General features: G+C 61.0%; 24 protein-coding genes and 2 pseudogenes. 6 read left to right on the top strand and 20 right to left on the bottom strand.

Annotation, left to right across the window (positions count from 1 at the left end):
* The first annotated feature begins 70 nt into the window (after window positions 1-70).
* Window positions 71-289: a YgdI/YgdR family lipoprotein gene (locus F8N82_RS02225; protein WP_038998857.1), complete on the top strand. Its 219-nt coding sequence runs from the start codon at window positions 71-73 to the stop codon at window positions 287-289.
* Between the two features lie 51 nt (window positions 290-340).
* Here F8N82_RS02225 and F8N82_RS02220 read toward each other — a convergent pair whose 3' ends face one another.
* The 7 genes from F8N82_RS02220 to rplM all read right to left on the bottom strand — a co-directional run bounded on the left by F8N82_RS02220 (window position 341) and on the right by rplM (window position 5,208).
* Window positions 341-772 carry a ClpXP protease specificity-enhancing factor gene (locus F8N82_RS02220; protein WP_038998855.1) on the bottom strand — a complete coding sequence of 144 codons (432 nt, stop codon included), beginning with the start codon at window positions 770-772 and terminating at the stop codon, window positions 341-343.
* Between the two features lie 17 nt (window positions 773-789).
* On the bottom strand, window positions 790-1,407 hold the full coding sequence (locus F8N82_RS02215; RefSeq protein ID WP_010220766.1) for a glutathione S-transferase N-terminal domain-containing protein: 618 nt from the start codon (window positions 1,405-1,407) through the stop codon (window positions 790-792).
* Window positions 1,408-1,525: 118 nt separating this feature from the next.
* Window positions 1,526-2,305 (bottom strand): cytochrome c1, encoded by a 780-nt coding sequence (locus tag F8N82_RS02210; protein WP_038998854.1) that lies wholly within the window; start codon window positions 2,303-2,305, stop codon window positions 1,526-1,528.
* Window positions 2,305-3,516 carry a cytochrome b gene (locus F8N82_RS02205; RefSeq protein WP_038998852.1) on the bottom strand — a complete coding sequence of 404 codons (1,212 nt, stop codon included), beginning with the start codon at window positions 3,514-3,516 and terminating at the stop codon, window positions 2,305-2,307. The genes F8N82_RS02210 and F8N82_RS02205 overlap by 1 nt, the downstream gene beginning before the upstream one ends.
* Complete coding sequence (petA, locus tag F8N82_RS02200) at window positions 3,516-4,109, bottom strand: ubiquinol-cytochrome c reductase iron-sulfur subunit (RefSeq protein WP_038998851.1); 594 nt, start codon at window positions 4,107-4,109, stop codon at window positions 3,516-3,518. Before petA ends, F8N82_RS02205 begins: the two co-directional genes overlap by 1 nt.
* A gap of 263 nt (window positions 4,110-4,372) precedes the next feature.
* Window positions 4,373-4,765 carry a 30S ribosomal protein S9 gene (gene rpsI / locus F8N82_RS02195; RefSeq protein ID WP_038998850.1) on the bottom strand — a complete coding sequence of 131 codons (393 nt, stop codon included), beginning with the start codon at window positions 4,763-4,765 and terminating at the stop codon, window positions 4,373-4,375.
* A gap of 14 nt (window positions 4,766-4,779) precedes the next feature.
* Complete coding sequence (gene rplM / locus F8N82_RS02190; protein WP_010220758.1) at window positions 4,780-5,208, bottom strand: 50S ribosomal protein L13; 429 nt, start codon at window positions 5,206-5,208, stop codon at window positions 4,780-4,782.
* Window positions 5,209-5,460: 252 nt separating this feature from the next.
* Between rplM and F8N82_RS02185 the strand changes: the two are divergent.
* Both F8N82_RS02185 and F8N82_RS02180 read left to right on the top strand, forming a co-directional pair.
* Window positions 5,461-6,499: pseudogene (locus F8N82_RS02185) on the top strand (NADP(H)-dependent aldo-keto reductase).
* Between the two features lie 214 nt (window positions 6,500-6,713).
* Window positions 6,714-7,610: a GlxA family transcriptional regulator gene (locus F8N82_RS02180; RefSeq protein WP_167336615.1), complete on the top strand. Its 897-nt coding sequence runs from the start codon at window positions 6,714-6,716 to the stop codon at window positions 7,608-7,610.
* Between the two features lie 71 nt (window positions 7,611-7,681).
* On the opposite strand, the gene zapE is transcribed toward F8N82_RS02180, so the two are convergent.
* From zapE to F8N82_RS02165, 3 genes are all read right to left on the bottom strand, one after another.
* Window positions 7,682-8,776, bottom strand: coding sequence for a cell division protein ZapE (gene zapE / locus F8N82_RS02175; RefSeq protein ID WP_038998846.1), 1,095 nt, complete (start codon window positions 8,774-8,776; stop codon window positions 7,682-7,684).
* A gap of 82 nt (window positions 8,777-8,858) precedes the next feature.
* Window positions 8,859-10,208 (bottom strand): tryptophan--tRNA ligase, encoded by a 1,350-nt coding sequence (locus F8N82_RS02170; RefSeq protein WP_038998845.1) that lies wholly within the window; start codon window positions 10,206-10,208, stop codon window positions 8,859-8,861.
* A 24-nt stretch (window positions 10,209-10,232) separates the two neighbouring features.
* Window positions 10,233-10,865 carry an alpha/beta hydrolase gene (locus F8N82_RS02165; RefSeq protein ID WP_038998844.1) on the bottom strand — a complete coding sequence of 211 codons (633 nt, stop codon included), beginning with the start codon at window positions 10,863-10,865 and terminating at the stop codon, window positions 10,233-10,235.
* A 138-nt stretch (window positions 10,866-11,003) separates the two neighbouring features.
* On the opposite strand from F8N82_RS02165, the gene F8N82_RS02160 reads away from it, so the two are divergent.
* A complete protein-coding gene (locus F8N82_RS02160; protein ID WP_038998843.1) occupies window positions 11,004-11,438 on the top strand; it encodes a YhcB family protein in 435 nt (144 codons plus the stop codon).
* Window positions 11,439-11,525: 87 nt separating this feature from the next.
* On the opposite strand, the gene mdeB is transcribed toward F8N82_RS02160, so the two are convergent.
* Window positions 11,526-14,222 (bottom strand): alpha-ketoglutarate dehydrogenase, encoded by a 2,697-nt coding sequence (gene mdeB, locus F8N82_RS02155; RefSeq protein ID WP_052251632.1) that lies wholly within the window; start codon window positions 14,220-14,222, stop codon window positions 11,526-11,528.
* A gap of 37 nt (window positions 14,223-14,259) precedes the next feature.
* Window positions 14,260-15,456, bottom strand: a complete 1,197-nt coding sequence (locus F8N82_RS02150; protein ID WP_038998841.1) for a methionine gamma-lyase — start codon at window positions 15,454-15,456, stop codon at window positions 14,260-14,262.
* Between the two features lie 128 nt (window positions 15,457-15,584).
* Here F8N82_RS02150 and F8N82_RS02145 point away from each other — a divergent pair, with 128 nt between their 5' ends.
* Window positions 15,585-16,064 (top strand): Lrp/AsnC family transcriptional regulator, encoded by a 480-nt coding sequence (locus F8N82_RS02145; protein ID WP_038998839.1) that lies wholly within the window; start codon window positions 15,585-15,587, stop codon window positions 16,062-16,064.
* A gap of 56 nt (window positions 16,065-16,120) precedes the next feature.
* On the opposite strand, the gene cysN is transcribed toward F8N82_RS02145, so the two are convergent.
* The 4 genes and pseudogenes from cysN to F8N82_RS02125 all read right to left on the bottom strand — a co-directional run bounded on the left by cysN (window position 16,121) and on the right by F8N82_RS02125 (window position 20,332).
* Window positions 16,121-18,022 (bottom strand): sulfate adenylyltransferase subunit CysN, encoded by a 1,902-nt coding sequence (cysN, locus tag F8N82_RS02140; RefSeq protein ID WP_038998838.1) that lies wholly within the window; start codon window positions 18,020-18,022, stop codon window positions 16,121-16,123.
* 53 nt (window positions 18,023-18,075) lie between these two features.
* A pseudogene (locus F8N82_RS02135) lies at window positions 18,076-18,418 on the bottom strand (four helix bundle protein).
* A gap of 101 nt (window positions 18,419-18,519) precedes the next feature.
* Entirely contained in the window at window positions 18,520-19,437 is a 918-nt protein-coding gene (gene cysD, locus F8N82_RS02130; RefSeq protein ID WP_038998836.1) for a sulfate adenylyltransferase subunit CysD, read from the bottom strand.
* 136 nt (window positions 19,438-19,573) lie between these two features.
* Window positions 19,574-20,332 carry a Nif3-like dinuclear metal center hexameric protein gene (locus tag F8N82_RS02125; protein WP_038998835.1) on the bottom strand — a complete coding sequence of 253 codons (759 nt, stop codon included), beginning with the start codon at window positions 20,330-20,332 and terminating at the stop codon, window positions 19,574-19,576.
* Window positions 20,333-20,561: 229 nt separating this feature from the next.
* Between F8N82_RS02125 and algW the strand changes: the two genes are divergently transcribed.
* Window positions 20,562-21,719, top strand: coding sequence for a Do family serine endopeptidase AlgW (gene algW, locus F8N82_RS02120; protein ID WP_010220741.1), 1,158 nt, complete (start codon window positions 20,562-20,564; stop codon window positions 21,717-21,719).
* Between the two features lie 41 nt (window positions 21,720-21,760).
* On the opposite strand, the gene F8N82_RS02115 is transcribed toward algW, so the two are convergent.
* The 4 genes from F8N82_RS02115 to F8N82_RS02100 all read right to left on the bottom strand — a co-directional run bounded on the left by F8N82_RS02115 (window position 21,761) and on the right by F8N82_RS02100 (window position 25,918).
* Window positions 21,761-22,525 (bottom strand): amino acid ABC transporter ATP-binding protein, encoded by a 765-nt coding sequence (locus F8N82_RS02115; protein ID WP_010220739.1) that lies wholly within the window; start codon window positions 22,523-22,525, stop codon window positions 21,761-21,763.
* A 10-nt stretch (window positions 22,526-22,535) separates the two neighbouring features.
* Window positions 22,536-23,633: an amino acid ABC transporter permease gene (locus F8N82_RS02110; RefSeq protein WP_038998834.1), complete on the bottom strand. Its 1,098-nt coding sequence runs from the start codon at window positions 23,631-23,633 to the stop codon at window positions 22,536-22,538.
* Between the two features lie 10 nt (window positions 23,634-23,643).
* A complete protein-coding gene (locus F8N82_RS02105; protein WP_038998833.1) occupies window positions 23,644-24,822 on the bottom strand; it encodes an amino acid ABC transporter permease in 1,179 nt (392 codons plus the stop codon).
* Between the two features lie 67 nt (window positions 24,823-24,889).
* Window positions 24,890-25,918, bottom strand: coding sequence for an amino acid ABC transporter substrate-binding protein (locus tag F8N82_RS02100; protein WP_038998832.1), 1,029 nt, complete (start codon window positions 25,916-25,918; stop codon window positions 24,890-24,892).
* Between the last annotated feature and the right edge of the window lie 193 nt (window positions 25,919-26,111).

Genomic DNA, 26,111 nt, shown 5'->3' with positions numbered 1-26,111 from the left:
GCAAGCCCGCTCCTACCAGTTCTGTAGGAGCGGGCTTGCCCCGCGATCCAACCACCTCTAGGAAGTACCCATGAAAAACGGCCTGCTGCCAACCTTGCTGATTGGCGCCTTCGCCACCCTGGCCGGCTGCTCCACCCCAAGCCAGATCACCCTCAACGACGGCCGCGAATTCCAGGCAGTCGATGCACCTCGCTACGACCGCGCTGCCGGCTTCTACGAGTTCAAGCAACTCGACGGCAAAGTCATCAAGGTCAACAAGGACCAGGTGCGCACCATCACCGACCTGTAATCCAGGCCGGGCAGACACAAAAAAGGCGATCCGCATGGATCGCCTTTTTTGTTACTTGACCACTTTCAGGCTTGGACGCCCGCTTGGCCGTGGCGGCTGGCTACCGGCAGGCGGCCCATCGTCATCCGGCTCGATGGTGTCGTCATCTTCTTCGTCTTCATCGTCGAGCAGCGGCGGCTCGAGCTCGAAGACCATACCCTGACCGTTTTCCCGGGCATAAATACCCAGAATTGCACCAGCAGGCACGAACAGGGTATGGGCAACGCCACCAAAGCGGCCCTCGAAGCTCACAGCCTCGTTATCCATGTGCAGGTGACGTACGGCACTGGGTGAGATGTTCAGGACGATCTGGCCGTCACTGGCGAAGCTCTGGGGTACCTGGACAGCCGGGTATTCGGCGTTGACCAGCATATGCGGTGTGCAGTCGTTGTCCACGATCCACTCATAGAGTGCACGTACCAAATAGGGGCGACTGGAGTTCATCGACAGCTCCTTAAAACCTAGCGCATTTCACGTTCAGCAGCGGACAGGCTTGCCTGGAAGGCTTCGCGGGCAAACTGTCGCTCCATGTAATCGAGCAACGGCTTGGCTGGCCGCGGCAGTTCGATACCCAACACTGGCAAACGCCAGAGTATGGGCAATAGACAACAATCGACCAGACTTTGCTCCTCACTGAGGAAACAAGGCTTGTCGGCAAACAATGGCGACACCCCGGTCAGGCTCTCGCGCAACTCCTTGCGCGCCTGCACGCGTGCAGGCTCCTTGCTGCGCGGGTCGAGTATCAGGTCGACCAGTGCACACCAATCGCGCTGAATGCGATGGATCAGCAGGCGGCTGTTGGCCCGCGCCACCGGATACACCGGCAACAGCGGCGGGTGCGGGTAACGTTCATCGAGGTATTCCATCACCACGGTCGACTCGTACAACGCCAGGTCGCGATCGACCAGGGTTGGCACGCTGCCATAGGGGTTCACTTCAACCAGCTTGGGCGGAAGGCGACCAGGATCGACGTTGATGATCTCGACACTGACACCCTTCTCGGCGAGAACGATGCGCACCCGATGAGAATAATGGTCAGCGGGGTCGGAGTAGCAGGCTAACCGGTTGGTCACGCCCATAGTGGTCCTCCTCGCGTATGAATTTATAAATGCTGCAAATGCAAACGCGCCCTGCGAACGCCCCTGTGAATCCAGAGGCGCCCCAGGGCGCGTTCAACTACCAGAAACTACTGCGTGATCAGTGCACGTCCTTCCAGTATTCGCGCTTGAGCAGGTAAGCGAATACGAAGAAGAAGGCCAGATACAGCAGCACATAGGTGCCGATGCGCTGGCTTTCCAGTTTGACCGGGTTAGCCGAGTAGGCCAGGAAGGTCACCAGGTTCTTGACCTTCTCGTCGAACTGCTCTGGCGTCAGGGTACCGGATTTCGGCTCCACGGTCAGCTGGTCACATGCTTCATGGGTCAACGGCGAGCCAGTCAGCGGGTCGTATTGCTTCTTGCCATCGACCACGGTCTGCACTTGCTTGCAGCCAATCACCTGGTTGCCTTGCAGGCCAACCAGCACGTTAGGCATACCGACGTTCGGGAAGACCTTGTTGTTCACACCCCATGGGCGCGACTTGTCTTCGTAGAAGCTGCGCAGATAGCTGTACAGCCAGTCGGTGCCGCGCACGCGGGCTACCAGGGTCAGGTCGGGCGGTGCGGCACCGAACCAGGCCTTGGCGTCGTTGGGCTCCATGCCGATCTTCATGTGGTCGCCAATCTTGGCGCCGGTGAACACCAGCTTCTCGAGCATCAGCTCGTGAGGAATGCCCAGGTCATCGGCAACCCGCTCGTAACGCTGGAACTTGGCGCTATGGCAACCCATGCAATAGTTTGCGAAGGTGCGCGCGCCGTCCTGCATGGCGGCCTTGTCGGTCAGGTCGATATCGACCTTGTCCAGCTCCAGGCCATGTTCGGCGGCGAAGGTGAACGCGGGCATCACTGCCAGAATCAATACTGCAAATAGCTTTTTCATCAGCCAGTCACCCTTTCCGGAACCGGTTTGGTCTTCTCAAGCCTGGTGTAGAACGGCATCAGAATGAAGTAGGCGAAATACAGGAAGGTGCATACCTGCGACAGCAGCGTACGGCCCGGGGTAGGTGCCAGAACGCCCAGCACACCGAGGATCACGAACGAGATGCAGAACACCAGCAGCCAGACCTTGCTCATCCAGCCCTTGTAGCGCATGGATTTGACCGGGCTGCGATCCAGCCACGGCAGGACGAACAGCACGGCAATCGCAGCCCCCATGGCGATGACGCCCAGGAGCTTGTCCGGCACCGCCCGCAAGATTGCGTAGAACGGAGTGAAATACCAGACCGGGGCAATGTGCTCAGGGGTCTTGAAGGCGTTGGCCTGTTCGAAGTTCGGTTTTTCCAGGAAGTAACCGCCCATTTCCGGGAAGAAGAACACGATGGCGCAGAACACGAAGAGGAACACGACGACGCCGACGATATCCTTCACGGTGTAGTAAGGGTGAAACGCGATACCGTCCAGCGGTACGCCGTTCTCGTCCTTGTGCTTCTTGATGTCGACGCCATCAGGGTTGTTCGAACCCACTTCGTGCAGCGCCAGGATGTGCAGCACTACCAGGCCGAGAATGACGATCGGCAGGGCTACCACGTGCAAGGCGAAGAAGCGGTTCAGGGTGATGCCGGAGATCAGGTAGTCACCGCGGATCCACTGGGTCAGGTCGTCGCCGATCACCGGAATGGCGCCGAACAGCGAGATGATCACCTGGGCACCCCAGTAGGACATCTGGCCCCACGGCAGCAGGTAGCCCATGAAGGCCTCGGCCATCAGCGCCAGGTAGATCAGCATGCCGAACACCCAGACCAGCTCACGAGGCTTCTGGTACGAGCCGTACAGCAGGCCGCGGAACATGTGCAGGTAGACGACGATGAAGAACGCCGAGGCGCCGGTGGAGTGCAGGTAGCGCAGGATCCAGCCGTATTCGACGTCACGCATGATGTATTCGACCGAGGCGAACGCCTCTTCGGCCGAAGGGGTGAAGCTCATGGTCAGCCACACGCCGGTGACGATCTGGTTGACCAGAACCAGCAGAGCCAGGGAGCCGAAGAAGTAAAAGAAGTTGAAGTTCTTCGGTGCGTAATACTTGCTGAGATGGTCTTCCCACATCTTGGTCGCGGGGAAGCGGGCGTCAACCCAATCCATGAACTTACTCATCACGCGTTCTCCTGATCGACGCCGACGACGATGATGTCGTCCGACTCATAAGAGTGCGGCGGCACTGGCAGATTGAGCGGCGCCGGCTGAGATTTGTAGACGCGGCCAGCCAGGTCGTAGTGGGAACCGTGGCACGGGCAGAAGTAGCCACCGACCCACTTCGGACCCAGGTCGACAGGTGCCACTTCCGGACGGAAGGTCGGCGAGCAGCCCAGGTGGGTGCACAGACCGACCAGCACGAGGATCTCCGGCTTGATCGAGCGATTTTCCGGGTCCACGTAGGTGGGCTGAACCGATGCCTTGGATTCAGGATCGGAGAGGTCGCCGGTGATCTTCTTGAGGTTACCGAGGATCTCTTCGGTACGACGGACGATGAACACCGGTTGGCCGCGCCACTCAGCAATCATCTGCTGACCAGGCTCTACCTTGGCAATATTGACCTTCACCGGTGCACCTGCGGCTTTCGCCTTGGCACTGGGGAACCATGACCCTACGAACGGGACCGCAGCCCCCACCGCTCCTGCAGCACCCACCACGGACGTGGCTGCTACGAGGAAGCGACGCCGGCCTGCATTGACGCCGTCATTGCTCATTCAGTCCTCTCCCATCAGCTTTATGGCCTGTTGCAACAGGCATCTACTAAGTAATTTCTGAACTGCTAAAAATTTGCCGCATGGTAATGAAAAGACCCTTCTCTGACAAGGTGATTAGCCTTGTGCCACCCCGCTATCCCTTGTAACTCTTGACTTGCGTCTATGCGGCAAGTTGTCACAGTAAAGAACAGCATAGTTATTCAAGACATAAAAAAAGCCCGGTTCCACCAGGAACCGGGCTTTTTTTGAACACCGAAGCGAAATTAACGCTTGGAGTACTGAGGACGCTTACGTGCTTTACGCAGACCCACTTTCTTACGCTCGACTTCACGAGCGTCGCGGGTGACGTAGCCAGCTTTGCGCAGAGCGCCACGCAGGGTTTCGTCGTAGTCCATCAGTGCACGGGTGATACCGTGACGGATTGCACCGGCCTGGCCGCTGACACCACCACCGATAACGGTGACGTAGATGTCGAACTTTTCGGTGGTCTCGGTCAGTTCCAGCGGCTGGCGTACTACCATGCGCGCGGTTTCACGACCGAAGAACACGTCCAGGGAACGGTTGTTGATGGAGATGTTACCGGTACCTGGACGCAGGAAAACGCGAGCGGTTGCGGTCTTGCGACGGCCAGTGCCGTAATTTTGAGTCGCCGACATAATGAACTATTCCGTTAAATCTTCAGTTCTTGGGGCTGCTGAGCAGTATGAGGGTGAGTAGCGCCCGCATAGACTTTCAGCTTACGGTACATGTCGCGACCCAGTGGGTTTTTAGGCAGCATGCCTTTAACCGCGGTCTCGATCACGCGCTCTGGGGCCTTGGCGATCAACTTCTCGAAGTTGATTTCCTTGATACCGCCCGGGAAGCCGGAGTGGGAGTAGTACATTTTGTCCGAAGTCTTGGCACCAGTGACACGAACTTGCTCAGCGTTGATGACGACGATGTAGTCGCCGGTGTCAACGTGAGGAGTGTACTCTGGCTTGTGCTTGCCACGCAGACGGCTCGCGATCTCAGTGGCCAGACGACCCAGGGTCTTGCCAGCAGCGTCAACGACGAACCAGTCACGCTTTACTGTTTCCGGTTTAGCAGTAAAAGTTTTCATTCTTTATAGCCTCAGGGGCCGCCCAGCGAAAATAAGACGGCAGATCTTACTGGATAGTGCGCACCTTGACAAGTCAAGGACACAGCCGCACACGGACGCTATCGGGGGCTCGGGTCAGCGCGTCCAATATTCGGCAGGGTTCTTCTATGGGGCGGGGCATCACTCCCACCGCACGGAGAGGGGCTGAATTATCCAGATTGCGAAAAAAAATTCAACCTGCTTTTATGCTTCTTTTAGACAGGAGGCAGCCGAATGGACTATCGCCAGCTGGGCCGAACCGACCTCAACGTCAGCGCCCTGTGCCTGGGCAGCATGACCTGGGGCGAGCAGAACGACCAGGTCCAGGCCTTCGCCCAGATCGAACGGCCAAGGCCGCCGGATCAATTTCATCGATACCGCCGAGATGTACCCCGTCCCTCCCCGCCCGGAAACCTACGCCGCCACCGAGCGCATGATCGGCAACTGGTTCAGCCAGCGCGGCGACCGCGCCGAGTGGATCCTGGCCAGCAAGGTGGCCGGCCCTGGCAACGGCATCAACCATATTCGCGACGGCCTGCTCAAGCACAACCGCCAGCACATCGTTGCCGCCCTGGACGACAGCCTCAAGCGCCTGCAGACCGACTGGATCGACCTCTACCAGCTGCACTGGCCCGAGCGCAGCACCAACTTCTTCGGCAAGCTGGGTTACCAGCACGCGCCGCAGGACCTGTTCACCCCGCTGGAGGAAACCCTCGAAGTGCTCGACGAGCAGGTCAAGGCCGGCAAGATCCGTCACATCGGCCTGTCCAACGAAACCCCGTGGGGCACCATGAAGTTCCTGCAACTGGCCGAAAGCCGTGGCTGGAGCCGTGCAGTGTCGATCCAGAACCCCTACAACCTGCTCAATCGCAGCTTCGAGGTAGGCCTGGCGGAAATCGCCATTCGCGAACAGTGCGGCCTGTTGGCTTACTCGCCCCTGGCCTTCGGCATGCTCTCAGGCAAGTACGAGAACGGCGCACGCCCGGCCAATGGCCGCCTGAGCCTGTTCAGCCGCTTCTCGCGCTACTCCAACCCGCAAACCGTGGCCGCCTGCAGCCGCTACGTGAAGCTGGCCCGCGACCATGGCCTGGACCCGGCGCAGATGGCCCTGGCCTTCGTCACCCGCCAGCCGTTCGTGACCAGCAACATCATCGGCGCCACGACGCTCGAGCAACTGGACAGCAACCTGGCCAGCTTCGACCTCAAGCTCAGCGACGAGCTGCTGGCAGGCATCGAGGCCATCCATCAGGACCAGCCCAACCCCGCGCCCTGAGGCGCGACCCCGGCTCCCACCAACAAGGTGGGAACCGAGGGTAGACACAATCGCCAAAAAATAAGACGATCCAGCCGGTGATTGACCACTCTACCCTATAAGAATAAAGAAAATGATGTTTACCCAACCCACGGCGTCCTTGCGGCGCGTCAGTATCCTGGCCATCGACAACGTCTTTGCATCGACCCTGATGCAGGCCAAGGATTTCTTCCACCTGGCCAGCCTGCGCTACAGCAAACAATTGGGCCTGGGCCTGCAGCCGATATTCGAAACCCGCCTGGTGAGCCCTGACGGCCAGCCCGTACGCAGCTTCAGCGAGGTGATGCTGCCGGTCGACAGCGGCCTGGAGCAGGCCGACATCATCATCCTGCCGGCGTTCTGGGACGATTTCGATGCCCTCTGCCAGCGCTACCCGCAAGTACTGCCCTGGCTACGCGAGCAGCACGCGCACGGCGCGGTGCTCTGCGGCGAGGCCAGCGGCGTGTTCTGGCTGGCCGAAGCCGGGCTGCTCGACGGCAAGGAGGCAACCACCTACTGGCGCTTCTTCGGCCAGTTCGAAGAGCGCTTCCCCAAGGTCAGCCTCAACCAGGACAAGCACCTGACCGACGCCGACAACCTCTACTGCGCCGGCGGCGCCACCTCGGCCTGCGACCTGTACATCTACCTGATCGAGCGTTTCTGCGGGGCCAACGTGGCGCAAGCGGTGGCCCGCGACATCCTCTACGAAGTACAGCGCAACTACACCCCGGGGCGCATGGGCTTTGGCGGGCAGAAACTGCACCAGGACCTGATCATCCTGCAGATCCAGCACTGGCTCGAAGAGCATTTCGCCGACAAGTTCCGCTTCGAGGACGTGGCCCGCAATCACGGCATGAGCATTCGCAACTTCATGCGCCGCTTCCAGAGCGCCACCGGCGACAAGCCGCTGCACTACCTGCAACGACTGCGGATCGAAACAGCCAAGGGCTTGCTGTCGGGCACGCGCAAGAGCATCAAGACCATCAGCTATGAAGTGGGTTACGACGATGCGAGTTTCTTTGCCCGGTTGTTCAGGCAGCACACGGAGTTGTCGCCGAATCAGTATCGGCAGCAATTTATGCAGGAGGCCTGAAAGGCCTCATCGCGGGCAAGCCCGCTCCTACCGGTAGGAGCGGGCTTGCCCCGCGATGAAAGCACCGCCGATTAAGGCTTATGCGCCCGCGACAGGAATTCGTGGGACTGCATCTCCAGCAAGCGGCTCAAGGTGCGCTGGAATTCGAAGGTCAGGCGACCACCGGTGTACAGGTCCTTGAGCTCAACCTCGGCCGAGATGATCAGCTTGACGTTGCGGTCATAGAACTCGTCGACCATGTTGATGAAGCGCCGGGCGATGTCATCGGTGGCCACGCTCATCTGTTCGACGTCGCTCAGCAGCACGGCATGGAAGATCTTGCCCAGTTCGATGTAGTCGTTCTGGCTGCGCGGGCCGTCGCACAGTTCGCGGAATTCGAACCAGGCCACGTCATCACAAGTGCGCAACGCACGAATCTCGCGGTTCTCGATCACCAGCACGTCGTTCTCAACCGCCTGGGTGCACTCCGGCGTCAGTGCCTTGAAGCTTTTGCGCAGGCTTTCGTGAGCGGCTTCGTCCAGCGGGAAGTGGAACAGTTCAGCCTGCTCCAGGTGACGCAGGCGGTAGTCGACGCCGCTGTCGACGTTGACGATCTCGGTGTTCTGCTTGATCAGGGCAATCGCCGGCAGGAAACGCGCGCGCTGCAGGCCGTCCTTGTACAAGCCGTCGGGCACGATGTTGGAGGTGGCCACCAGGGTCACGCCGTTCTTGAACAGCTCCTCCATCAAGGTGCCGAGGATCATCGCGTCGGTAATGTCGGAGACGAAGAACTCGTCGAAGCAGATCACCCGCGCTTCATCGGAGAAACGCTTGGCGATGATGGTCAGCGGGTTCTTCTCGCCCTTGAGGGTTTTCATTTCCTCATGGACGCGCTTCATGAAGCGGTGGAAGTGCGTGCGCACCTTCTGCTTGAACGGCAGCGCTTCGAAGAACGTGTCGACCAGGTAGGTCTTGCCGCGGCCTACCCCACCCCAGAAGTACAAGCCCTTGACCGGTGCCTGGTCCTTCTTGCCGAACAACTTGCCGAACACGCCCGGCTTGTTGTTCTGCGCCGCGATCAGATCGTCGTACAGGCGCTGCAGATGACGCACTGCAGTTTCCTGCGCCGCATCATGGAAGAATTCGGGACGTTTCAGATCTGCTTGATATCGTTCTAGGGGCGTCATAATTCGTTAGCAAGGTAACAAAAACGGGCCGTCACTGTAGCGACGGCCCGGGATAATGGCAATCAGACTTCCGATAAGCCGTTCAGTCCTGCTGGGGCACCAGGGCCGCGCGCAGGGTGTCGATCGCGCTGTCACGGGCAGCGGCATCGACGAACTGCGGGCCGTCACCGACGCACTCGCCTTCCAGCCACAGGCTGAAGCCCAGGCCTTCGTGACGCACATCGAGCTCGCCGCCCTGTTGCAGTTGCTTGCTCACCGCACCAGCGGTCTTGCCGTCGGCGAAGTTGCGCGACAGCAGCAGTTGCTCGCCATCGGCAGCCAGCAGACGGAAGCGGAAACTGCCGTCGTCTTCGCGGAAGCTGACAAAGCGCGCAGTCTTGGCCGCCTTCTTCTTGACCTGGGCAGTTGCCTGCTCGATGTTGCGGAACGAGCGCAGGCCCACCGCCTCACGCAGCTGCCCAAGGAACGGCGTGGCCACCTTGCGGGCTTTCTGCGCACCGGCCAGGAGGATGTCCTCAAGGTCGGCCGGGCGGCTGATCAGCTGGTGATAACGCTCACGCGGCTCGCTCAGTTGGCCGTCGAGCAACTGGAACAGACGCTGCTTGGCTTCGCCCCAGCCCAGGCCCTGCAGCAGTTCGCTGCGGAATTCTTCAGCTTGCGAGGCAGTGGCGAAGGCCTGGAACAGGGTGAACAGGTGCGAGTTGTCCGGGTCTTTGGCTTCGCCCGGGGCGCGGGAGTCGGTGACGATGCGCGAAATGGCATCCTTCATGTCCTTGGCGCTGGTGAACAACGGGATGGTGTTGTCGTAGCTCTTGGACATCTTGCGCCCATCAAGGCCCGGCAGCGTCGCCACGCTTTCCTCGATCAGCGCTTCGGGCATGGCGAAGAACTCCTTGCCCTGGCCGAACAGGTGGTTGAAGCGCTGGCCGATGTCGCGGGCCATTTCCACGTGCTGGATCTGGTCGCGGCCGACCGGCACCTTGTTGGCGTTGAACATCAGGATGTCGGCGGCCATCAGTACCGGGTAGCTGTACAGGCCCATGCTGATACCGGCATCCGGGTCTTCGCCGTTCTCGACGTTCTTGTCCACCGAGGCCTTGTAGGCGTGCGCACGGTTGAGCAGGCCCTTGGCCGCGACGCAGGTCAGCAGCCAGGTCAGCTCGGGGATTTCCGGAATGTCGGACTGGCGATAGAAGGTCACTCGTTCCGGGTCCAGGCCACCGGCCAGCCAGGTCGCGGCGATTTCCAGGCGCGAGCGCTGGATGCGCTGCGGGTCATCGCATTTGATCAGGGCGTGGTAGTCGGCCAGGAAGTAGAACGAGTCGACACCCGGTTCACGGCTGGCGAGGATCGCCGGGCGGATGGCACCGGCGTAGTTGCCCAGGTGAGGCGTGCCCGTGGTGGTGATACCGGTAAGGATGCGCGTAGTCATGGGTAATCGCTTATCAGGCTTGTATCAGTTCGAAAGGCGCGGCAGCACCAGTTCCTTGAGGTCGGTGAGCTTGCCGTGGAAAAAGTGTCCGCATTCTGCCACTTTCAGCAGCTCATGGGGGCGTGGTAGTGCGTCGGACCAATCGTAGACGATCTGCGGATCGATCACTTCGTCGGTTTCCGGCTGGATGACGCTGAGCTCGCCGCGCTGCGGCAAGGGGTTGTCACCCAGGCGCATCACCGCTGGCGCAACCATGAACAGGTGCTTGAGGTGGATGCCTTCGGCTTCGAGGCGACCGCCGAGGCTGGCGGCAACAAAGCCACCGAAGGAGAAGCCCATCAGGGTCAGGGGCAACTCGGGGTGTTGTTCACGCAGCCAGGTGACGGCCGCCTCGGCGTCGTCCACTTCACCGCTGCCCATGTCATGGCTGCCGGCACTCTGACCAACGCCGCGGTAGTTGAAACGCAGGGTGATGTAGCCAGCATCGCGGGCGGTGCGCTGCAGCATCGACACCACCTTGTTCATCATGGTGCCACCCTGCACCGGGTTGGGGTGGCACAGCAGCACAACGCCACGGGCGTCGGCGACATCGAGGTACAAGGCTTCCAGTTGGCCGACCGGGCCATCGATGAATACGGGGGTTTCGCGGATAAGCAAGGATAAACTCCGTGACCTCGGAAAGGGTCGACTCGTCTAGCTGAATGATTCTGTCTGAGATATTTGCGATCGTTCGCGGTATACAGCGCAGGTCCGAGCCGTTAACGTAAAGCAAAGCCGTTTATAGAGGAAGGACTCGTGGAACTCTCGCTCTTAGTTTGGTTGTTGCCGACCCTGGCCCTCGTCGTGGGTGTCGTCGTTGGTTTCCTGGTCGCCCGCCTGCTGCCCAATGCCGCACCGAGCAGCACCCAGCGTCAGCTGGATGACATCCAGGAACGTTTCGACAGCTACCAGAATGAGGTGGTTACTCACTTCAACAGTACGGCTGCGCTGGTCAAGAAACTGACCCAAAGTTACCAGGACGTCCAGGATCACCTGGCCGAAGGCGCCAACCGCCTGGCCCTGGACGAACTCACCCGTCAGCGCCTGCTGGCCGCCCTGCACTCCGAGGCCGTGCAGCCGGCGCGTGATCGCCTGACCCCGCCGAAGGACACCGAGGTGCCGCGCGACTACGCACCGAAAGCGCCCAACGCCCCGGGCATGCTCGATGAGCATTACGGGCTCAAGCGCTAAAAATACAAACCCCGCCAAATGGCGGGGTTTTTATTGGAGCTGCTTACCCAGCCCCTGGACTTGACCTGCGATGAGGCCAGCACAGCCTCAGCAGTACCAAGGTGCATCCCCCGCCCGGTACCCATACTTCTCCCGCGCCTCATCCAGCACCCGCCGCTGTACTCCACCCTGGCGCACCAGGCTGTGCAAGCTGGCCAGGACGATACTGAAGCGATCGACTTCGAAAAACCGGCGCAACTGCTGGCGGGTATCACTACGACCAAAACCGTCAGTCCCAAGCGTCACATAAGGCGCTTGCACATACTCGGCAATCAATTGCGGCCAGGCCCGCACGTAGTCGGTGGCAGCGATGACCGGCGCATCACCGTCCAGGCAGCGCTGCACATGGCTGAGATCACCATTGCCCTGCCCCAGCCGACCGGCGCGATCAACATCCCGCGCCTCCCGCGCCAGTTCGCTGAAGCTGGTGACACTGAACACTTCGCTTTCAATCTGCCAATCGCTGGCCAGCAGCTCGCTGGCGGCAATGGCTTCACGCAGAATCGCCCCGGAGCCCAACAGGCGCACGCGCCCCTGGGCAACGGCGACGCGCTGTTCGACATAACGGTACATGCCGCGCAGGACCTCTTCATGCACCTGCGCAGGCAGGGATGGCTGTGGGTAGTTTTCGTTCATCACCGCGACGTAGTGAAACTCGTCGCGCTGTTCGCTGAGCATGCGCCGCGCCGCGTACTCCAGGATCACCGCCAGCTCACCGGCAAAGCACGGCTCCCAGGCCCGGCAGTTGGGCACCATCGAAGCCATCACCAGGCTCGAACCGTCCTGATGCTGCAAGCCTTCCCCGCCCAGTGTCGTGCGCCCGGCAGTGGCCCCCAGCAGCAGGCCACGGGCACGCTGGTCGGCGGCCGCCCAGATCAGGTCGCCCACGCGCTGGAAACCGAACATCGAGTAATAGATGTACACCGGCAGCATCGGCTCGCCATGCACCGCGTAAGACGTTGCCGCCGCCACCCAGGAAGAAATCGCTCCGGCTTCGGTAATACCTTCCTCCAGCAGCTGGCCATCGCGCGCTTCCTTGTAAGACAGCAGCGAACCTGCGTCCTCAGGCTCGTAGCACTGCCCCTGGGGCGAATAGATACCGATCTGGCGAAACAGGCTGGCCATGCCGAAGGTGCGCGCCTCGTCGGCCACAATCGGCACCACACGCGGTCCCAGCTGCGGTGCCTTGAGCCAGGCGCTGAGCATGCGCACGGCAGCCATGGTGGTGGACATCTCCTTGCCGTCGGCTTGCAGGGCAAAGCCGCCCATGGCCTCCAGCGCCGGGACCGGCACCGGGCGTACGTCACTACGCCGCGCAGGCAGCGGCCCACCCAGGGCGGTGCGACGCTCGCGCAGGTAGCGCATCTCTGCGCTGTCTGCGGCCGGGCGATAGAACTGCAACTGCTCGACCTGCGCGTCCGACAGCGGCAAATGGAAACGATCACGGAACGCCAGCAAGGCCTGCACATCGAGCTTCTTGGCCTGGTGTGCAGTCATCCGCGATTCACCGGCGGCGCTCATGCCATAGCCTTTCTTGGTCTTGGCCAGAATAACCGTCGGCCGGCCCTTGCAGGCCTTGGCAGCGGCGAAGGCGGCGTACAGTTTGCGAAAGTCGTGGCCACCGCGCTTGAGCGCATTGATCTCGGCCGAGCTCATGTGCTCGACCAGTTTCTGCAAGGCCGGCTGCTGATTGAAAAAGTGTTCGAGGTTGTAGGCCCCGTCCTTGGCCCCGAGGTTCTGGAACTGCCCGTCGGGTGTCGCAGCCAACTGGCGCAGCAGCACATGCTCGGTATCGCGGGCGAACAGCGCGTCCCACTCCGAGCCCCAGAGCACCTTGATCACGTTCCAGCCAGCGCCACTGAACAGCGCCTCAAGCTCCTGGATGATCTGGCCATTGCCCCGCACCGGGCCATCCAGGCGCTGCAGATTGCAGTTGACCACAAAGGTCAGGTTATCCAACTGCTCGCGGGCGGCCAGAGTCAGGCCGGCGATGGACTCCGGCTCGTCCATCTCGCCATCGCCAAACACACCCCAGACGTGCCGGGTACTGGTGTCGAGCAACTGGCGATTGTGCAGGTAGCGCATGAACCGCGCCTGGTAGATGGCGTTGATCGGCCCGATGCCCATGGAGCCGGTCGGGAACTGCCAAAAGTCGGGCATCAGCCACGGGTGCGGATAGGAACACAGGCCATTGCCGGCCACTTCCTGGCGATAGCTGGCCAACTGCTCTTCGCTCAGGCGGCCTTCGAGAAACGCTCGGGCGTAAATGCCCGGTGCCGAATGCGGCTGGAAGAACACCAGGTCAGCGCTGCGTTGCTCGCCGCCGGCCTCACCACGAAAAAAGTACTGAAAACCGACTTCGAAAATTTCTGCTGCCGAGGCATAACTGGCGATGTGCCCACCGAGGTCGCCATAGGCGTGGTTAGCCCGCATGACCATGGCCAGAGCATTCCAGCGCAGGATACTGGTAATGCGTTCATCGAGCTCCAAGTCACCCGGGTAGACGCCCTGCTGCTCCACCGACAAGGTATTGCGATAGGCCGAAAAGGCCTGGACACCGCGCTCCAGGCCCAGCTCTCGGGCGTGGGCTTCAAGCTGCTCAAGCAGAAACCGCGCGCGCTCCGGACCGCAGTGCAGCAGGGTCGAATCCAGTGCGTCCAGCCACTCGGCGGTTTCTCCCGGGTCGCTGTCCTGCTGTGGATCGCCCGGGCGCCGCGGCACACCTTCACCAGGCACAAGGTTCATCATTGCCACCATTGCATTGACCTCGTCCGTGAAGGATTCAGGCGCAGGCCTTGAGCGCCTGCTGAATATCCGCCAGCAAGTCGTCGATGTCCTCAAGGCCCACCGACAGTCGTACCAGACCTTCGGAAATTCCGTACTGCGCACGTTCCTCTGGGGTATAGCTGGAGTGGGTCATGCTTGCCGGGTGCTGGGCCAGGGATTCGGCATCGCCAAGACTGACGGCACGGCTGAACAGCTGCAGGGCGTTCATGAAACGTCGACCGGCGGTGATACCGCCCTTGAGCTCGAAAGCGATCATCCCGCCCGGCATCCGCATCTGCCGCTTGGCCAGTTCGTACTGGGCAAAACCGGGTAAGCCTGGGTAATTGATCAGTTCAACTTCTGGCTGTTGCTCCAGGTATTCGGCGATGGTTTGCGCGTTGCTGCAGTGGCGCTCCATGCGCAGGGTCAGGGTTTTCATCCCGCGCATCAGCAAGGCGGCGTCATGGGGCGACATCACTGCACCGGTCATGTCCTTCAAACCTTCCAGACGCACCCTGTCCACCAATGCCTTGCGTCCGACCACCAGGCCGGCGGTGATATCGCCATGGCCGCTGAGATACTTGGTCGCCGAATGCACCACCAGGTCGGCGCCCAACTCCAGCGGCCGCTGCAGATACGGAGTGCAATAAGTGTTGTCAACCACCACACTGATATCGTGCTGGTGCGCAAGCTTGGCCACGGCGGCGATATCGGTCATGTGCATGTTGGGGTTGGCCGGGGTTTCGAAGTAGATCACCCGGGTATTGGGGGTGATCGCCGCAGCGACCGCTTGCAGGTCGCTCATGTCGACATGCCGGACCTTGACGCCAAATTCGCCGATGCCATGGTGCAAAAAGGCAAAGGTGCAGCCGTACAGGGTGCGCCCCACCATCACCTCATCGCCGGGGCGTAGCAAGGTCCATAGCGTGGCGGTAATCGCACCCATGCCCGAGGCCAGCGCCAAGCCGGCCTCCCCCCCCTCCAGCGAAGCCATGCGTTGTTCCAGGAGGGCCAGGGTGGGGTTGGAAATACGGCTGTAGAAGTATCCGCTCTCTTCCCCGGCGAAGCAGGCAGCGCCGTACTCGACGGTCGGAAAAGCAAAGGTGGCCGTCTGATAGATCGGCGGCACCAGGGCACCATTGTGCTCCAGCGGGTTGTAACCGTGATGAATGGCGCGGGTGGCAAAACCTGATTTGTTATTGGAGCCGCTCATGGCAAACAGCCTCTAGTGGTTTGTTATAAGCTTATGCCACTGAGGTGCTGATTTTTTTCCAAATGTAACCATCCCTGTGGGTGGTTATTGACATAAAAACAACAATTTCAGACCACGGAGGGTAAAAAATGCCTACGACCATTGACCGCACCGACCGCGCGTTGCTTGCGGCGCTGCAGGACAACGCCCGATTGACGGTCTCCGAACTGGCCGACCAGGTCTCGCTGACCACCTCACCGTGCTGGCGTCGAATCAAGCTGCTGGAAGAATCCGGCTACATCACCGGCTACCAGGCCATCCTCTCGCCCAAGTCCCTGGGCTTTGGCGTGACCGCTTTCGTCAGCATCATGATGGACTCGCACACCAAGGAAATGGCCCGCGCCTTCGAGCAGCGGCTGATGGAAATCCCCGAAATCGTCGCCTGTCACAACATCTCCGGGCGCTATGACTTCCTGCTGGAAATCCTTGCCCGTGACCTTGAGTCATTCGGTGAATTTGCCCGGGAAGTGCTGCAGACCTTGCCGGGGGTGAAGGAGATCTACTCGAGCTTTTCGTTCAAGGCGGTGAAGGAGAAGCGGGTGATTCCAGTATCGGAAAAGCACATTTGAGTGTGCGGCCAACAAAAAACCCCAGCGAAGTGGGGTTTTCTGTTCAGCGCTAACGCTTAGATCGCGCCACGCTTGCGCAGCAGCTCCAGCACCTGCTTGACGCCCTCTTCCAGGCTGACGCTCTGGGTGTCGATCACCAGATCCGCATCCAGCGGTACGTCAAACGGGAAGCTTTCGCCCGGGATGTTGTCGCCGCCGGCGGCATACAGGCCCTGCGGGTCACGCTCGCGGCAAGCCATAGGCGAGGCCTGGACGTAGACGGTGAGCAATCGCTCCTTGCCGATCAGCGCCTTGGCCTGTTCGCGGCCTTCGGCATCCGGGGCGACGAAGGCGGCCAGGGTCAGCAGCCCCGCTTCGTTGAACTGACGCGCAACGTGCGCAGCACGACGCCAGTTCTCGGTGCGCCCGGCACGGTCCTGCGGCAAGCCCTTGTTCAGATCGTGACGCAGGTTCTGGCCATCGAGTACATACACCGCACGACCCATGTCGAACAGCTTGCGCTCAACGGCATAGGCCAGGGTGCTTTTGCCGGCGCCCGAGAGGCCGCTGAACAGCACCGTGGCGGGCTGCTGGCCGAAGCGCAGGGCACGTTCTGCCGTGTCCACGTGGGCCAGTTTGCCGTGCTGGCCGACGGTGCCATGCGGCACTACCGGTGGCGCGATGATCATGCCGGCGCCAACGGTGCCGTTGGTCAGGCGGTCGATGACGATGAAGGCACCGGTGGTGCGGTTGCTGTCATAGCCGTCCAGCGCGATCGGAGCGTCGAGGCTGACCTTGACCTTGCCGATCTCGTTGAGCTGCAGGGCACTGGCAGCACCCTGCTCCAGGGTGTTCACATCGACCTTGTGGGCGATGCTGGCAATCGAGCCCGGCACGTAACTGGTGGCGCGCTTGATGTCGTATTTCTTGCCCGGCAACATCGGCTCTTCAGCCATCCACACCAGCATGGCGTCGAACTGGTCGGTCACCGGCGGAACGTTGTCGGCATGCACCAGCAAGTCGCCACGGGAGATGTCGATCTCGTCTTCCATGGTCAGGGTCACGGCCTGGCCGGGGCCGGCGTTTTCCAGTTCACCTTCGAAGGTGACGATGGACTTGACCCGGCTGCTCTTGCCCGACGGCAGCACGACGATTTCATCGCCCTTGTGCACCACACCGCTGGCCAGGGTACCGGCAAAGCCACGGAAGTTCAGGTTCGGGCGGTTGACGTACTGCACCGGGAAACGCAGGTCGGTGAAGTTGCGGTCGGCCGCGACTTCGACGGTTTCGAGGATTTCCATCAGCGCCGGGCCCGTGTACCACGGCGAACGCTCGCTGCGGTTGACCACGTTGTCGCCCTTGAGCGCCGACATCGGCACGAAGTGCAGGCTGCTCGGGGCCATGTTGATGGCTTCGGCGAACTTCAGGTAGTCAGCCTTGATGCTCTCGAACACGCCCTCGTCGAAGCCTTTGAGGTCCATCTTGTTGACCGCAACGACGATGTGCTTGATGCCCAGCAACGAGGCAATGTAGCTGTGCCGGCGGGTCTGGGTCTGCACGCCGTAGCGGGCATCGACGAGGATGATCGCCAGGTCGCAGGTGGACGCACCGGTAGCCATGTTGCGGGTGTACTGCTCATGGCCCGGGGTGTCGGCGATGATGAACTTGCGCTTGGCGGTAGAGAAGTAGCGGTAGGCCACATCGATGGTGATGCCCTGCTCGCGCTCGGCCTGCAGGCCGTCGACCAGCAACGCCAGGTCGATGTCGTCACCGGTGGTGCCGACTTTTTTCGAGTCGCGGGTGATGGCTTCCAGATGGTCTTCGTAGATCATCTTCGAGTCGTGCAGCAGGCGCCCGATCAGGGTGCTCTTGCCGTCATCGACGTTACCGCAGGTCAAAAAGCGCAGCAGTTCTTTACGCTCGTGCTGGGCCAGGTAGGCGAGGATGTCCTCGCTGATCAGATCAGATTGGTGGCTCATTACATTCAAGCTCCAAGCTGTAAGCTTCAAGCGGCAAGCTTGTCGGCATACAACTAGTCAGAAATTTTGTTGATCAACCCGCTCAGCATTCTTGAAAGCTCACGAGTCTCTGTAATCCACTCATTCGACAAAGGCTTTGGCAGGTAGCCTACTTCTCCCCCGATGATGATCTGCGTACACAACTCACCGCAGGACGTCTTGGCAATACACAGATAACGAACCTTTTCTTTTGCCGTTCTCCGCTCCATGCCTTCGGCGATATTCGACGGAACGGAAAGTGCCGCCCGGGTGATCTGATCCTTGAATCCAAGACTCCCGGCATACACTCTGCTGCCTGTAAATCGCTACCGCCAAATCTTTGCTTCTCTGCCAAACAGCACGCTTCTCGAAGTCCATAGTGAGCACTCTCACGCGCCCACAATGGGGCGGCAGCCGACAAAATCCAGAAGCTACGCACCTTGCTTCTAACTTGCAGCTTGCCGCTTGTAACTTGAAGCTTAGAAGTACCCTTGCCGTTTTTTGTCTTCCATGGAACCGGCGCCATCATGATCGATGACCCGGCCCTGGCGCTCGGAAGTGCGCGTCAGGAGCATTTCCTGAATGATGTCCGTGAGGCTTTCGGCCTCGGACTCCACCGCGCCCGTCAACGGGTAGCAGCCAAGGGTACGGAAACGCACCTTCTTCTTGACGATGCGGGCCTTTTCTTCCTCCGAGAGGTGCTCGAGGATGCGCGCGTCGTCGATCATGATCAGGGTGCCGTTCTTCTCGATCACTTCACGTTCGGCGGCGAAGTACAGCGGCACGATCGGGATGCCTTCGAGGTAGATGTACTGCCAGATGTCCAGTTCGGTCCAGTTCGACAACGGGAACACGCGAATCGATTCGCCCTTGTTGACCTTGCCGTTGTAGACGTTCCACAGTTCCGGGCGCTGGTTCTTCGGGTCCCAGCGGTGCTTGCTGTCACGGAACGAGTAGACCCGCTCCTTGGCCCGCGACTTCTCTTCGTCGCGGCGCGCGCCACCGAAGGCGGCATCGAAGCCGTACTTGTCGAGCGCCTGCTTGAGGCCCTCGGTCTTCATGATGTCGGTATGCTTGGCACTGCCGTGGGTGAACGGGTTGATACCCTGGGCGACGCCGTCCGGGTTGACGTGAGTGATCAGCTCCAGGCCCATTTCCTCGACCATCTTGTCGCGGAAGCTGTACATCTCCTGGAATTTCCACTGGGTGTCGACGTGCATCACCGGAAACGGCAGCTTGCCCGGGAAGAAGGCCTTACGCGCCAGGTGCAGCATCACGGCCGAGTCCTTGCCAATCGAGTACAGCATCACCGGGTTATCGAACTCGGCGGCCACCTCACGAATGATGTGGATGCTTTCCGCCTCCAACTGTTTCAAATGCGTCAGTTTGTCGACCATGGCTACTCACGGAAATACGATCTTATGGACGGCCAGCGGGCCGTGTTCGAGCGGGCCACTTTATCACAGCACCCGATTCTATTTAGGCGGCCAACTAGAACGAAACAGTATAAGAATATGCCCTGCCGTTTTAGCGTCAGATCGGGTTCGGGCAGTCGATGAACAGGTGCTCCAGGGCAAAGCGCCGGGCCAGATAATCACCCAGTGCCTGCACGCCGTAACGCTCGGTGGCATGGTGGCCGGCGGCGATGAAACTGATGCCGTTTTCGCGGGCGCTGTGGAAGGTCTGCTCGGAGGCCTCGCCACTCAGGTACAGGTCGACACCGGCGGCAATCGCCTGGTCGATGTAGCCCTGGCCGCCGCCGGTGCACCAGCCGACGCGGCGGATGATCTGCTCGCCTTCGATCAGCAGCGGCTCGCGACCCATCACCTCCTGCACCTTGCGGGCAAAATCGCGGGCCGACATCGGCTCGGCCAACGAGCCAACCAGGCCGACGATCCGCGGGTTCTGCGGGTCCAGCGGGCCTTCGACGGTGATGTCGAGCTGACGCGCCAGTTGTACGTTGTTGCCCACTTCCGGGTGCAGGTCCAGCGGCAGGTGGTAGGACAGCAGGCTCAGGTCGTTTTTCAGCAGGGTCTTCAGCCGGCGCTGCTTCATGCCGGTGATGCACGGGTTCTCACCCTTCCAGAAGTAACCGTGGTGTACCAGCACCAGGTCGGCTTCGGCCTCGACCGCCGCATCGAGCAAGGCCTGGCTTGCGGTGACGCCGCTGACGATGCGGGTCACCTGCGGACGGCCCTCGACCTGCAGGCCGTTGGGGCAGTAGTCCTGGATTTTGGCGCTGCCGAGGTAGCGCTCGGCTTCCTCGACCAGGGTGCTCAGGGCAACAGCCATGAAAAGACTCCTCAATTTCGCAGTTCAGCGCGGCCCAAGGCCCCGTATAATGAGCGTCATTATGGGCCGTCGCCGGGTTGGGGGAAACCGACGGCAGTTGCCTGGGGGCTGGTGTTGTTGGTTTTCGTGACGATTTAACAGTTCCTGCACGCGCCCGCGCGCAGTATGATCGCGCGCGTTCACGCTCCCAGCTGTCATCGGCCCTCTGCCAACTCCCAGGATTCGTTCAATGTTCAAGGCTTTGCGTTACTTTGGCTGGCCGCTGCTGGTCGGCGTGCTGATCGCCCTGTTGGTCATCCAGCGCTTTCCGCAATGGGTCGGCCTGCCCAGCCAGGACGTCAACCTGCAACAAGCCCCGCAGACCACGCGGATCATGCAGGGGCCGGTGTCCTACGCCGACGCCGTGAGCATCGCCGCCCCGGCGGTGGCCAACCTGTACACCACCAAGGTGGTCAACAAGACCGCCCACCCGCTGTTCGAAGACCCGCAGTTCCGCCGCTTTTTCGGTGACAACCTGCCCAAGCAGCGCCGTTGGGAGTCGAGCCTGGGTTCGGCAGTGATCATGAGCCCGGAAGGCTACCTGCTGACCAACAACCACGTGACCTCCGGTGCCGACCAGATCGTGGTGGCGCTCAAGGACGGCCGCGAAACCCTGGCGCGGGTCATCGGCAGCGACCCGGAAACCGACCTTGCGGTCCTCAAGATCGACCTGAAGAACCTGCCGTCGATCACTATCGGCCGCTCCGACAACATCCATATCGGCGACGTCGCCCTGGCCATCGGCAACCCCTTCGGTGTCGGCCAGACCGTGACCATGGGTATCATCAGCGCCACCGGGCGCAACCAACTGGGCCTGAACAACTACGAAGACTTCATCCAGACCGACGCCGCGATCAACCCGGGCAACTCCGGTGGCGCGCTGGTCGATGCCAACGGCAACCTGACCGGCATCAACACGGCGATCTTCTCCAAGTCCGGCGGCTCGCAAGGCATCGGCTTTGCCATCCCGACCAAGCTGGCGCTGGAGGTGATGAAGTCGATCATCGAGCACGGTCAGGTGATTCGTGGCTGGCTGGGGATCGAGGTGCAGCCGCTGAGCCAGGAGCTGGCCGAGTCGTTCGGCATGCAGGGGCGCCCGGGTATCGTCGTTGCGGGGATTTTCCGTGATGGCCCGGCGCAGAAGGCTGGCCTGGAACTGGGTGACGTGATCCTGAGCATCAATGGCGAACCGGCGGGCGATGGCCGCCGCTCGATGAACCAGGTGGCGCGGATCAAGCCCAATGACAAAGTGGCAATTCAGGTCATGCGCAACGGCAAGGAGCTCAAGCTGACGGCCGAGATTGGCTTGCGTCCACCGCCGGCACCGGCAGCCAAAGAAGAAAACTGACCTTCTGCCAAGAAGCGGGGCTGTTTCACAGCCCCAATGGGTCAATGCAGAATCTGGCTCAAGAACAGCTTGGTCCGCTCATTCTGCGGCCGGTCGAAGAAGTCGTCCGGCGCCGCCTGCTCCACAATCTCGCCTTTATCCATGAAGATCACCCGGTTCGCCACGGTGCGGGCAAAGCCCATCTCGTGGGTCACGCAGAGCATGGTCATGCCGTCTTCCGCCAGGCCCACCATGGTATCGAGCACTTCCTTGACCATCTCCGGGTCCAGCGCCGAGGTCGGTTCATCGAACAGCATGATCTTCGGCTTCATGCACAGCGCCCGGGCAATCGCTACCCGTTGCTGCTGACCACCGGACAACTGCCCCGGAAACTTGTTGGCCTGCTCCGGAATACGCACCCGCTCCAGATAGTGCATGGCGATTTCCTCGGCCTTGCGCTTGGGCATCTTGCGCACCCACATCGGCGCCAGGGTGCAGTTCTGCAGGATGGTCAGGTGCGGGAACAAGTTGAAATGCTGGAACACCATGCCGACTTCGCGGCGGATCGCTTCGATCTGCTTGAGATCGTTGGTCAGCTCCACGCCATCGACGACGATGCGCCCCTGCTGGTGCTCTTCTAGGCGGTTGAGGCAGCGGATGGTGGTCGACTTGCCCGAACCCGACGGCCCGCACAGCACAATGCGCTCGCCCTGGCGCACGTTCAGGTTGATGTCCTTGAGCACGTGGAACTGGCCGTACCACTTGTTCACGCCCTGCATCTGAATAATGCCTTCAGGGCTCACAGGCTGTTTGATCGCTTCACTCATGGGAACACTCCTAACGCTTGTGGCCTGTGTCCAGCTTGCGCTCCAGATGCATGGAGTAGCGGGACATACCGAAACAGAAAATCCAGAAAACCAGGGCGGCAAATACATAGCCCTCGGTCGCCATGCCCAGCCAGGTCGGGTCGGCAGCGGCCTGCTTGACGCTGTTGAGCAGGTCGAAGAGGCCGATGATGATCACAAGGCTGGTGTCCTTGAACAGGGCAATGAAGGTGTTGACGATGCCGGGGATCACCAGCTTCAGGGCTTGCGGCAGAATCACCAGGCCCATCGAGCGCCAGTAGCCCAGGCCCATGGCCGCAGCGGCTTCGTACTGGCCTTTGGGAATGGCCTGCAGGCCGCCACGCACCACCTCGGCGATGTACGCCGACTGGAACAGGATCACCCCGATCATGGCCCGCAGCAGCTTGTCGAAGCTCATGCCTTCAGGCAGGAACAGCGGCAGCATCACCGAAGACATGAACAGCACGGTAATCAGCGGCACGCCGCGCCAGAATTCGATGAAGGTCACGCAGACCACCTTCACCGCCGGCATGTTCGAACGCCGCCCCAACGCCAGCAAAATCCCCAGCGGCAAAGCACCGACGATACCCACGGTGGCGATCACCAGGGTCAGCATCAGCCCGCCCCACTGGTTGGTCGGTACCGTGGCCAGGCCCAAGTAGCCGCCGTGCAGCAGGGTGTAGGCGATGATCGGGTACAGCACCAGAAAGCCCAGGCCGTAAATCGCCTTGCGCGGGAAGCGCGCGATGAACAATGGCGCGGCGCCGATTACCGCCAGCCACACGGTGAGGTCGACGCGCCAGCGCAGCTCACTCGGGTAGTAGCCGTACATGAACTGACCGAAGCGCTGCTGGATGAACACCCAGCAGGCGCCCTCCTTGGTGCAGTCGGCACGGGTGGTGCCAACCCAGTTGGCGTCGAAGATCGACCACTGCAGCAGCGGCGGTACGATCAGCCACACCAGGTACGCGGCAAACAGCGTCAGCAGGGTGTTGAGCCAGCTGGAGAACAGGTTGGCGCGCATCCAGGCCATCACGCCGACGGCTTTGACCGGTGGCGGCATATCAGGTTTGAAAACATGGGTACTCATGCGCTTGTCCTCACCGCTCGATCAGCGCAATGCGCTTGTTGTACCAGTTCATCAGCAGGGAAATGCTGATGCTGATGGCCAGATAGACGCTCATGGTGATGGCGATCACCTCGATGGCCTGGCCGGTCTGGTTGAGCACGGTACCAGCGAACAGCGAGACCATTTCCGGGTAGCCAATACCGGCCGCCAGCGAAGAGTTCTTCGCCAGGTTCAGGTACTGGCTGGTCAGCGGCGGGATAATCACCCGCAGCGCCTGGGGAATGATCACCTTGCGCAGGGTCGGCCCCTCGCGCAGGCCCAGGGAGCGGGCTGCCTCGGTCTGGCCGTAGCTCACCGAACGGATACCGGAACGTACGATCTCGGCGATGAACGCCGCGGTATAGATGGTCAGCGCCAGGGTCAGCGCCAGCAGTTCGGGGATCAGCACCCAGCCGCCAACGAAGTTGAAGCCCTTGAGCTGCGGCATTTCCCAGTGCACCGGCGCGCCGAACAGCAGCACGCACAACGCCGGAATGCCGAAGAGCAGGAACAGGCCGACCCAGAATTTGTGAAACGGCTCGCCGGTGGCCTCAAAGCGTCGGTTGGCCAGACGCACCATCACCATAATGGCGAGGATCGCCAGCCCCACGGCGACGACGAATGGCCAGAATCCTTCGGCCATGGCAGCCCCGGGCATGTTCAGGCCCCGGTTGCTGATAAAGAAGGTGTCGTTGAGATTGATGCTACCCCGCGGTCCCGGCAGGGTCAGGAACACCGCGAAGTACCAGAACAGGATCTGCAGCAGCGGTGGGATGTTACGGAAAGTCTCGACATACACTGTGGCCAGCTTGCTGATCATCCAGTTCGGTGACAGTCGTGCCACACCGATGATGAAGCCCAGCAGGGTCGCGAGGATGATGCCGATGAAGGTTACCAGCAGGGTGTTGAGCAGGCCGATGACGAAGACCCGCGCATAACTGTCCTGTTCAGTATAGGGGATCAGGTGCTGGGCGATGCCGAAGCCAGCACTGCGTTCGAGAAAGTCGAAGCCCGAAGTGATCCCGCGGTGTTGCAGGTTGGTCTGGGTATTGTGAAACAAGTACCAGCCCAGACCGACCACCGCGACCACGGTGAGGATCTGGAACAGCCACGCACGCACACGTGGATCGCTCAGGGATAGTCCCTTGGGTGCGCCGATATTATTTTGCATGTAATGCCCCGAAAGGAAGGGAACCGAACAGCCTGCGGCGGCCGAATGCCGCCGCAGGCCGCAACCGTCAGCGCACCGGTGGCGCGTACTGGATGCCGCCGTTGTTCCACAGGGCGTTCAGACCGCGGTCGATTTGCAGTGGGGTTTCCTTGCCCAGGTTTTTCTCGAAGACTTCACCGTAGTTGCCGACCTGCTTGACGATCTGCACGACCCAGTCCTTCGGCAGTTTCAGGTCTTTGCCGTACTCGCCGTCGGCGCCGAGCATACGGGCCACGTCAGGGTTCTTGGTGGCCTTGGCTTCGGCTTCGACGTTTTTCGAGCTGATGCCCATCTCTTCGGCATTGAGCATGGCGAACAGGGTCCACTTGACGATGCTGAACCACTCTTCATCGCCTTTGCGCACTACCGGGCCCAGTGGCTCCTTGGAGATGGTCTCTGGCAGTACCACGTAATCGGCCGGGGCGGCCAGCTTGGAGCGCTGTGCGTAGAGCTGCGACTTGTCCGAGGTCAGCACGTCGCAACGACCGGACTCCAGCGACTTGGCGCTCTCATCGGAAGTGTCGAAGGTGATCGGGGTGTACTTCAGGCCATTGGCGCGGAAGTAGTCGGAAACGTTGAGCTCGGTGGTGGTACCGGCCTGGATGCAGATGGTTGCGCCGTCCAGTTCCTTGGCGCTGGAAACGCCGAGCTTCTTGTTGACCAGGAAACCAATGCCGTCGTAGTAGGTAACACCGGCGAACACCAGGCCCATGCCGGCGTCACGGGAGCTGGTCCAAGTGGTGTTGCGCGACAGCACGTCGACTTCGCCGGACTGCAGCGCCGTGAAGCGCTCCTTGGCGTTGAGCTGGCTGAACTTGACCTTCTTGGCGTCGCCGAACACCGCAGCGGCCACCGCGCGGCAGACGTCGGCGTCGATCCCGACGATGTTGCCCTTGGCATCCGGCACCGAGAAGCCCGGCAAACCGTCACTGACGCCACATTGAACGAATCCCTTCTTCTGTACTGCGTCCAGGGTCGCACCTGCCTGTGCGAAACCGCTGATACCCAACGCGGTAGCAGCGGTAACCACTGCCAGTGTGGATTTCAACATCTTCATTCAAACCTCCAGTTTTGCTCTTGTTGTGTGAGCCGGGATTGCACCGCACCCTTATGAGGCGCATCCGACCCGTGTTGGCTTGTTTTTGGGTCAATTGGCGCAATGCGCTGTTCTGTGACAGCCTTGGGGACCGCTAACGGGTGTTACCGTCCAAAACGTGTAACCTCGCATCAGGAGTTTCATAGCAAAGCGC

Origin of the sequence: Pseudomonas fluorescens, assembly GCF_902497775.2 — a bacterium.
GTDB classification, from domain to species: Bacteria; Pseudomonadota; Gammaproteobacteria; order Pseudomonadales; family Pseudomonadaceae; genus Aquipseudomonas; species Aquipseudomonas putida_F.
This window is presented reverse-complemented; position numbering and strand designations above follow the sequence as displayed.

What these genes read in the sequence shown, in the direction of transcription:
- F8N82_RS02225 (WP_038998857.1), top strand. Translation starts at nt 71, where the DNA reads ATGAAAAACGGCCTGCTGCCAACCTTGCTGATTGGCGCCTTCGCCACC.
- F8N82_RS02220 (WP_038998855.1), bottom strand. Translation starts at nt 772, where the DNA reads ATGAACTCCAGTCGCCCCTATTTGGTACGTGCACTCTATGAGTGGATC.
- F8N82_RS02215 (WP_010220766.1), bottom strand. Translation starts at nt 1,407, where the DNA reads ATGGGCGTGACCAACCGGTTAGCCTGCTACTCCGACCCCGCTGACCAT.
- F8N82_RS02210 (WP_038998854.1), bottom strand. Translation starts at nt 2,305, where the DNA reads ATGAAAAAGCTATTTGCAGTATTGATTCTGGCAGTGATGCCCGCGTTC.
- F8N82_RS02205 (WP_038998852.1), bottom strand. Translation starts at nt 3,516, where the DNA reads ATGAGTAAGTTCATGGATTGGGTTGACGCCCGCTTCCCCGCGACCAAG.
- petA (WP_038998851.1), bottom strand. Translation starts at nt 4,109, where the DNA reads ATGAGCAATGACGGCGTCAATGCAGGCCGGCGTCGCTTCCTCGTAGCA.
- rpsI (WP_038998850.1), bottom strand. Translation starts at nt 4,765, where the DNA reads ATGTCGGCGACTCAAAATTACGGCACTGGCCGTCGCAAGACCGCAACC.
- rplM (WP_010220758.1), bottom strand. Translation starts at nt 5,208, where the DNA reads ATGAAAACTTTTACTGCTAAACCGGAAACAGTAAAGCGTGACTGGTTC.
- zapE (WP_038998846.1), bottom strand. Translation starts at nt 8,776, where the DNA reads ATGACGCCCCTAGAACGATATCAAGCAGATCTGAAACGTCCCGAATTC.
- F8N82_RS02170 (WP_038998845.1), bottom strand. Translation starts at nt 10,208, where the DNA reads ATGACTACGCGCATCCTTACCGGTATCACCACCACGGGCACGCCTCAC.
- mdeB (WP_052251632.1), bottom strand. Translation starts at nt 14,222, where the DNA reads ATGAACCTTGTGCCTGGTGAAGGTGTGCCGCGGCGCCCGGGCGATCCA.
- F8N82_RS02150 (WP_038998841.1), bottom strand. Translation starts at nt 15,456, where the DNA reads ATGAGCGGCTCCAATAACAAATCAGGTTTTGCCACCCGCGCCATTCAT.
- F8N82_RS02145 (WP_038998839.1), top strand. Translation starts at nt 15,585, where the DNA reads ATGCCTACGACCATTGACCGCACCGACCGCGCGTTGCTTGCGGCGCTG.
- cysN (WP_038998838.1), bottom strand. Translation starts at nt 18,022, where the DNA reads ATGAGCCACCAATCTGATCTGATCAGCGAGGACATCCTCGCCTACCTG.
- cysD (WP_038998836.1), bottom strand. Translation starts at nt 19,437, where the DNA reads ATGGTCGACAAACTGACGCATTTGAAACAGTTGGAGGCGGAAAGCATC.
- F8N82_RS02125 (WP_038998835.1), bottom strand. Translation starts at nt 20,332, where the DNA reads ATGGCTGTTGCCCTGAGCACCCTGGTCGAGGAAGCCGAGCGCTACCTC.
- algW (WP_010220741.1), top strand. Translation starts at nt 20,562, where the DNA reads ATGTTCAAGGCTTTGCGTTACTTTGGCTGGCCGCTGCTGGTCGGCGTG.
- F8N82_RS02115 (WP_010220739.1), bottom strand. Translation starts at nt 22,525, where the DNA reads ATGAGTGAAGCGATCAAACAGCCTGTGAGCCCTGAAGGCATTATTCAG.
- F8N82_RS02110 (WP_038998834.1), bottom strand. Translation starts at nt 23,633, where the DNA reads ATGAGTACCCATGTTTTCAAACCTGATATGCCGCCACCGGTCAAAGCC.
- F8N82_RS02105 (WP_038998833.1), bottom strand. Translation starts at nt 24,822, where the DNA reads ATGCAAAATAATATCGGCGCACCCAAGGGACTATCCCTGAGCGATCCA.
- F8N82_RS02100 (WP_038998832.1), bottom strand. Translation starts at nt 25,918, where the DNA reads ATGAAGATGTTGAAATCCACACTGGCAGTGGTTACCGCTGCTACCGCG.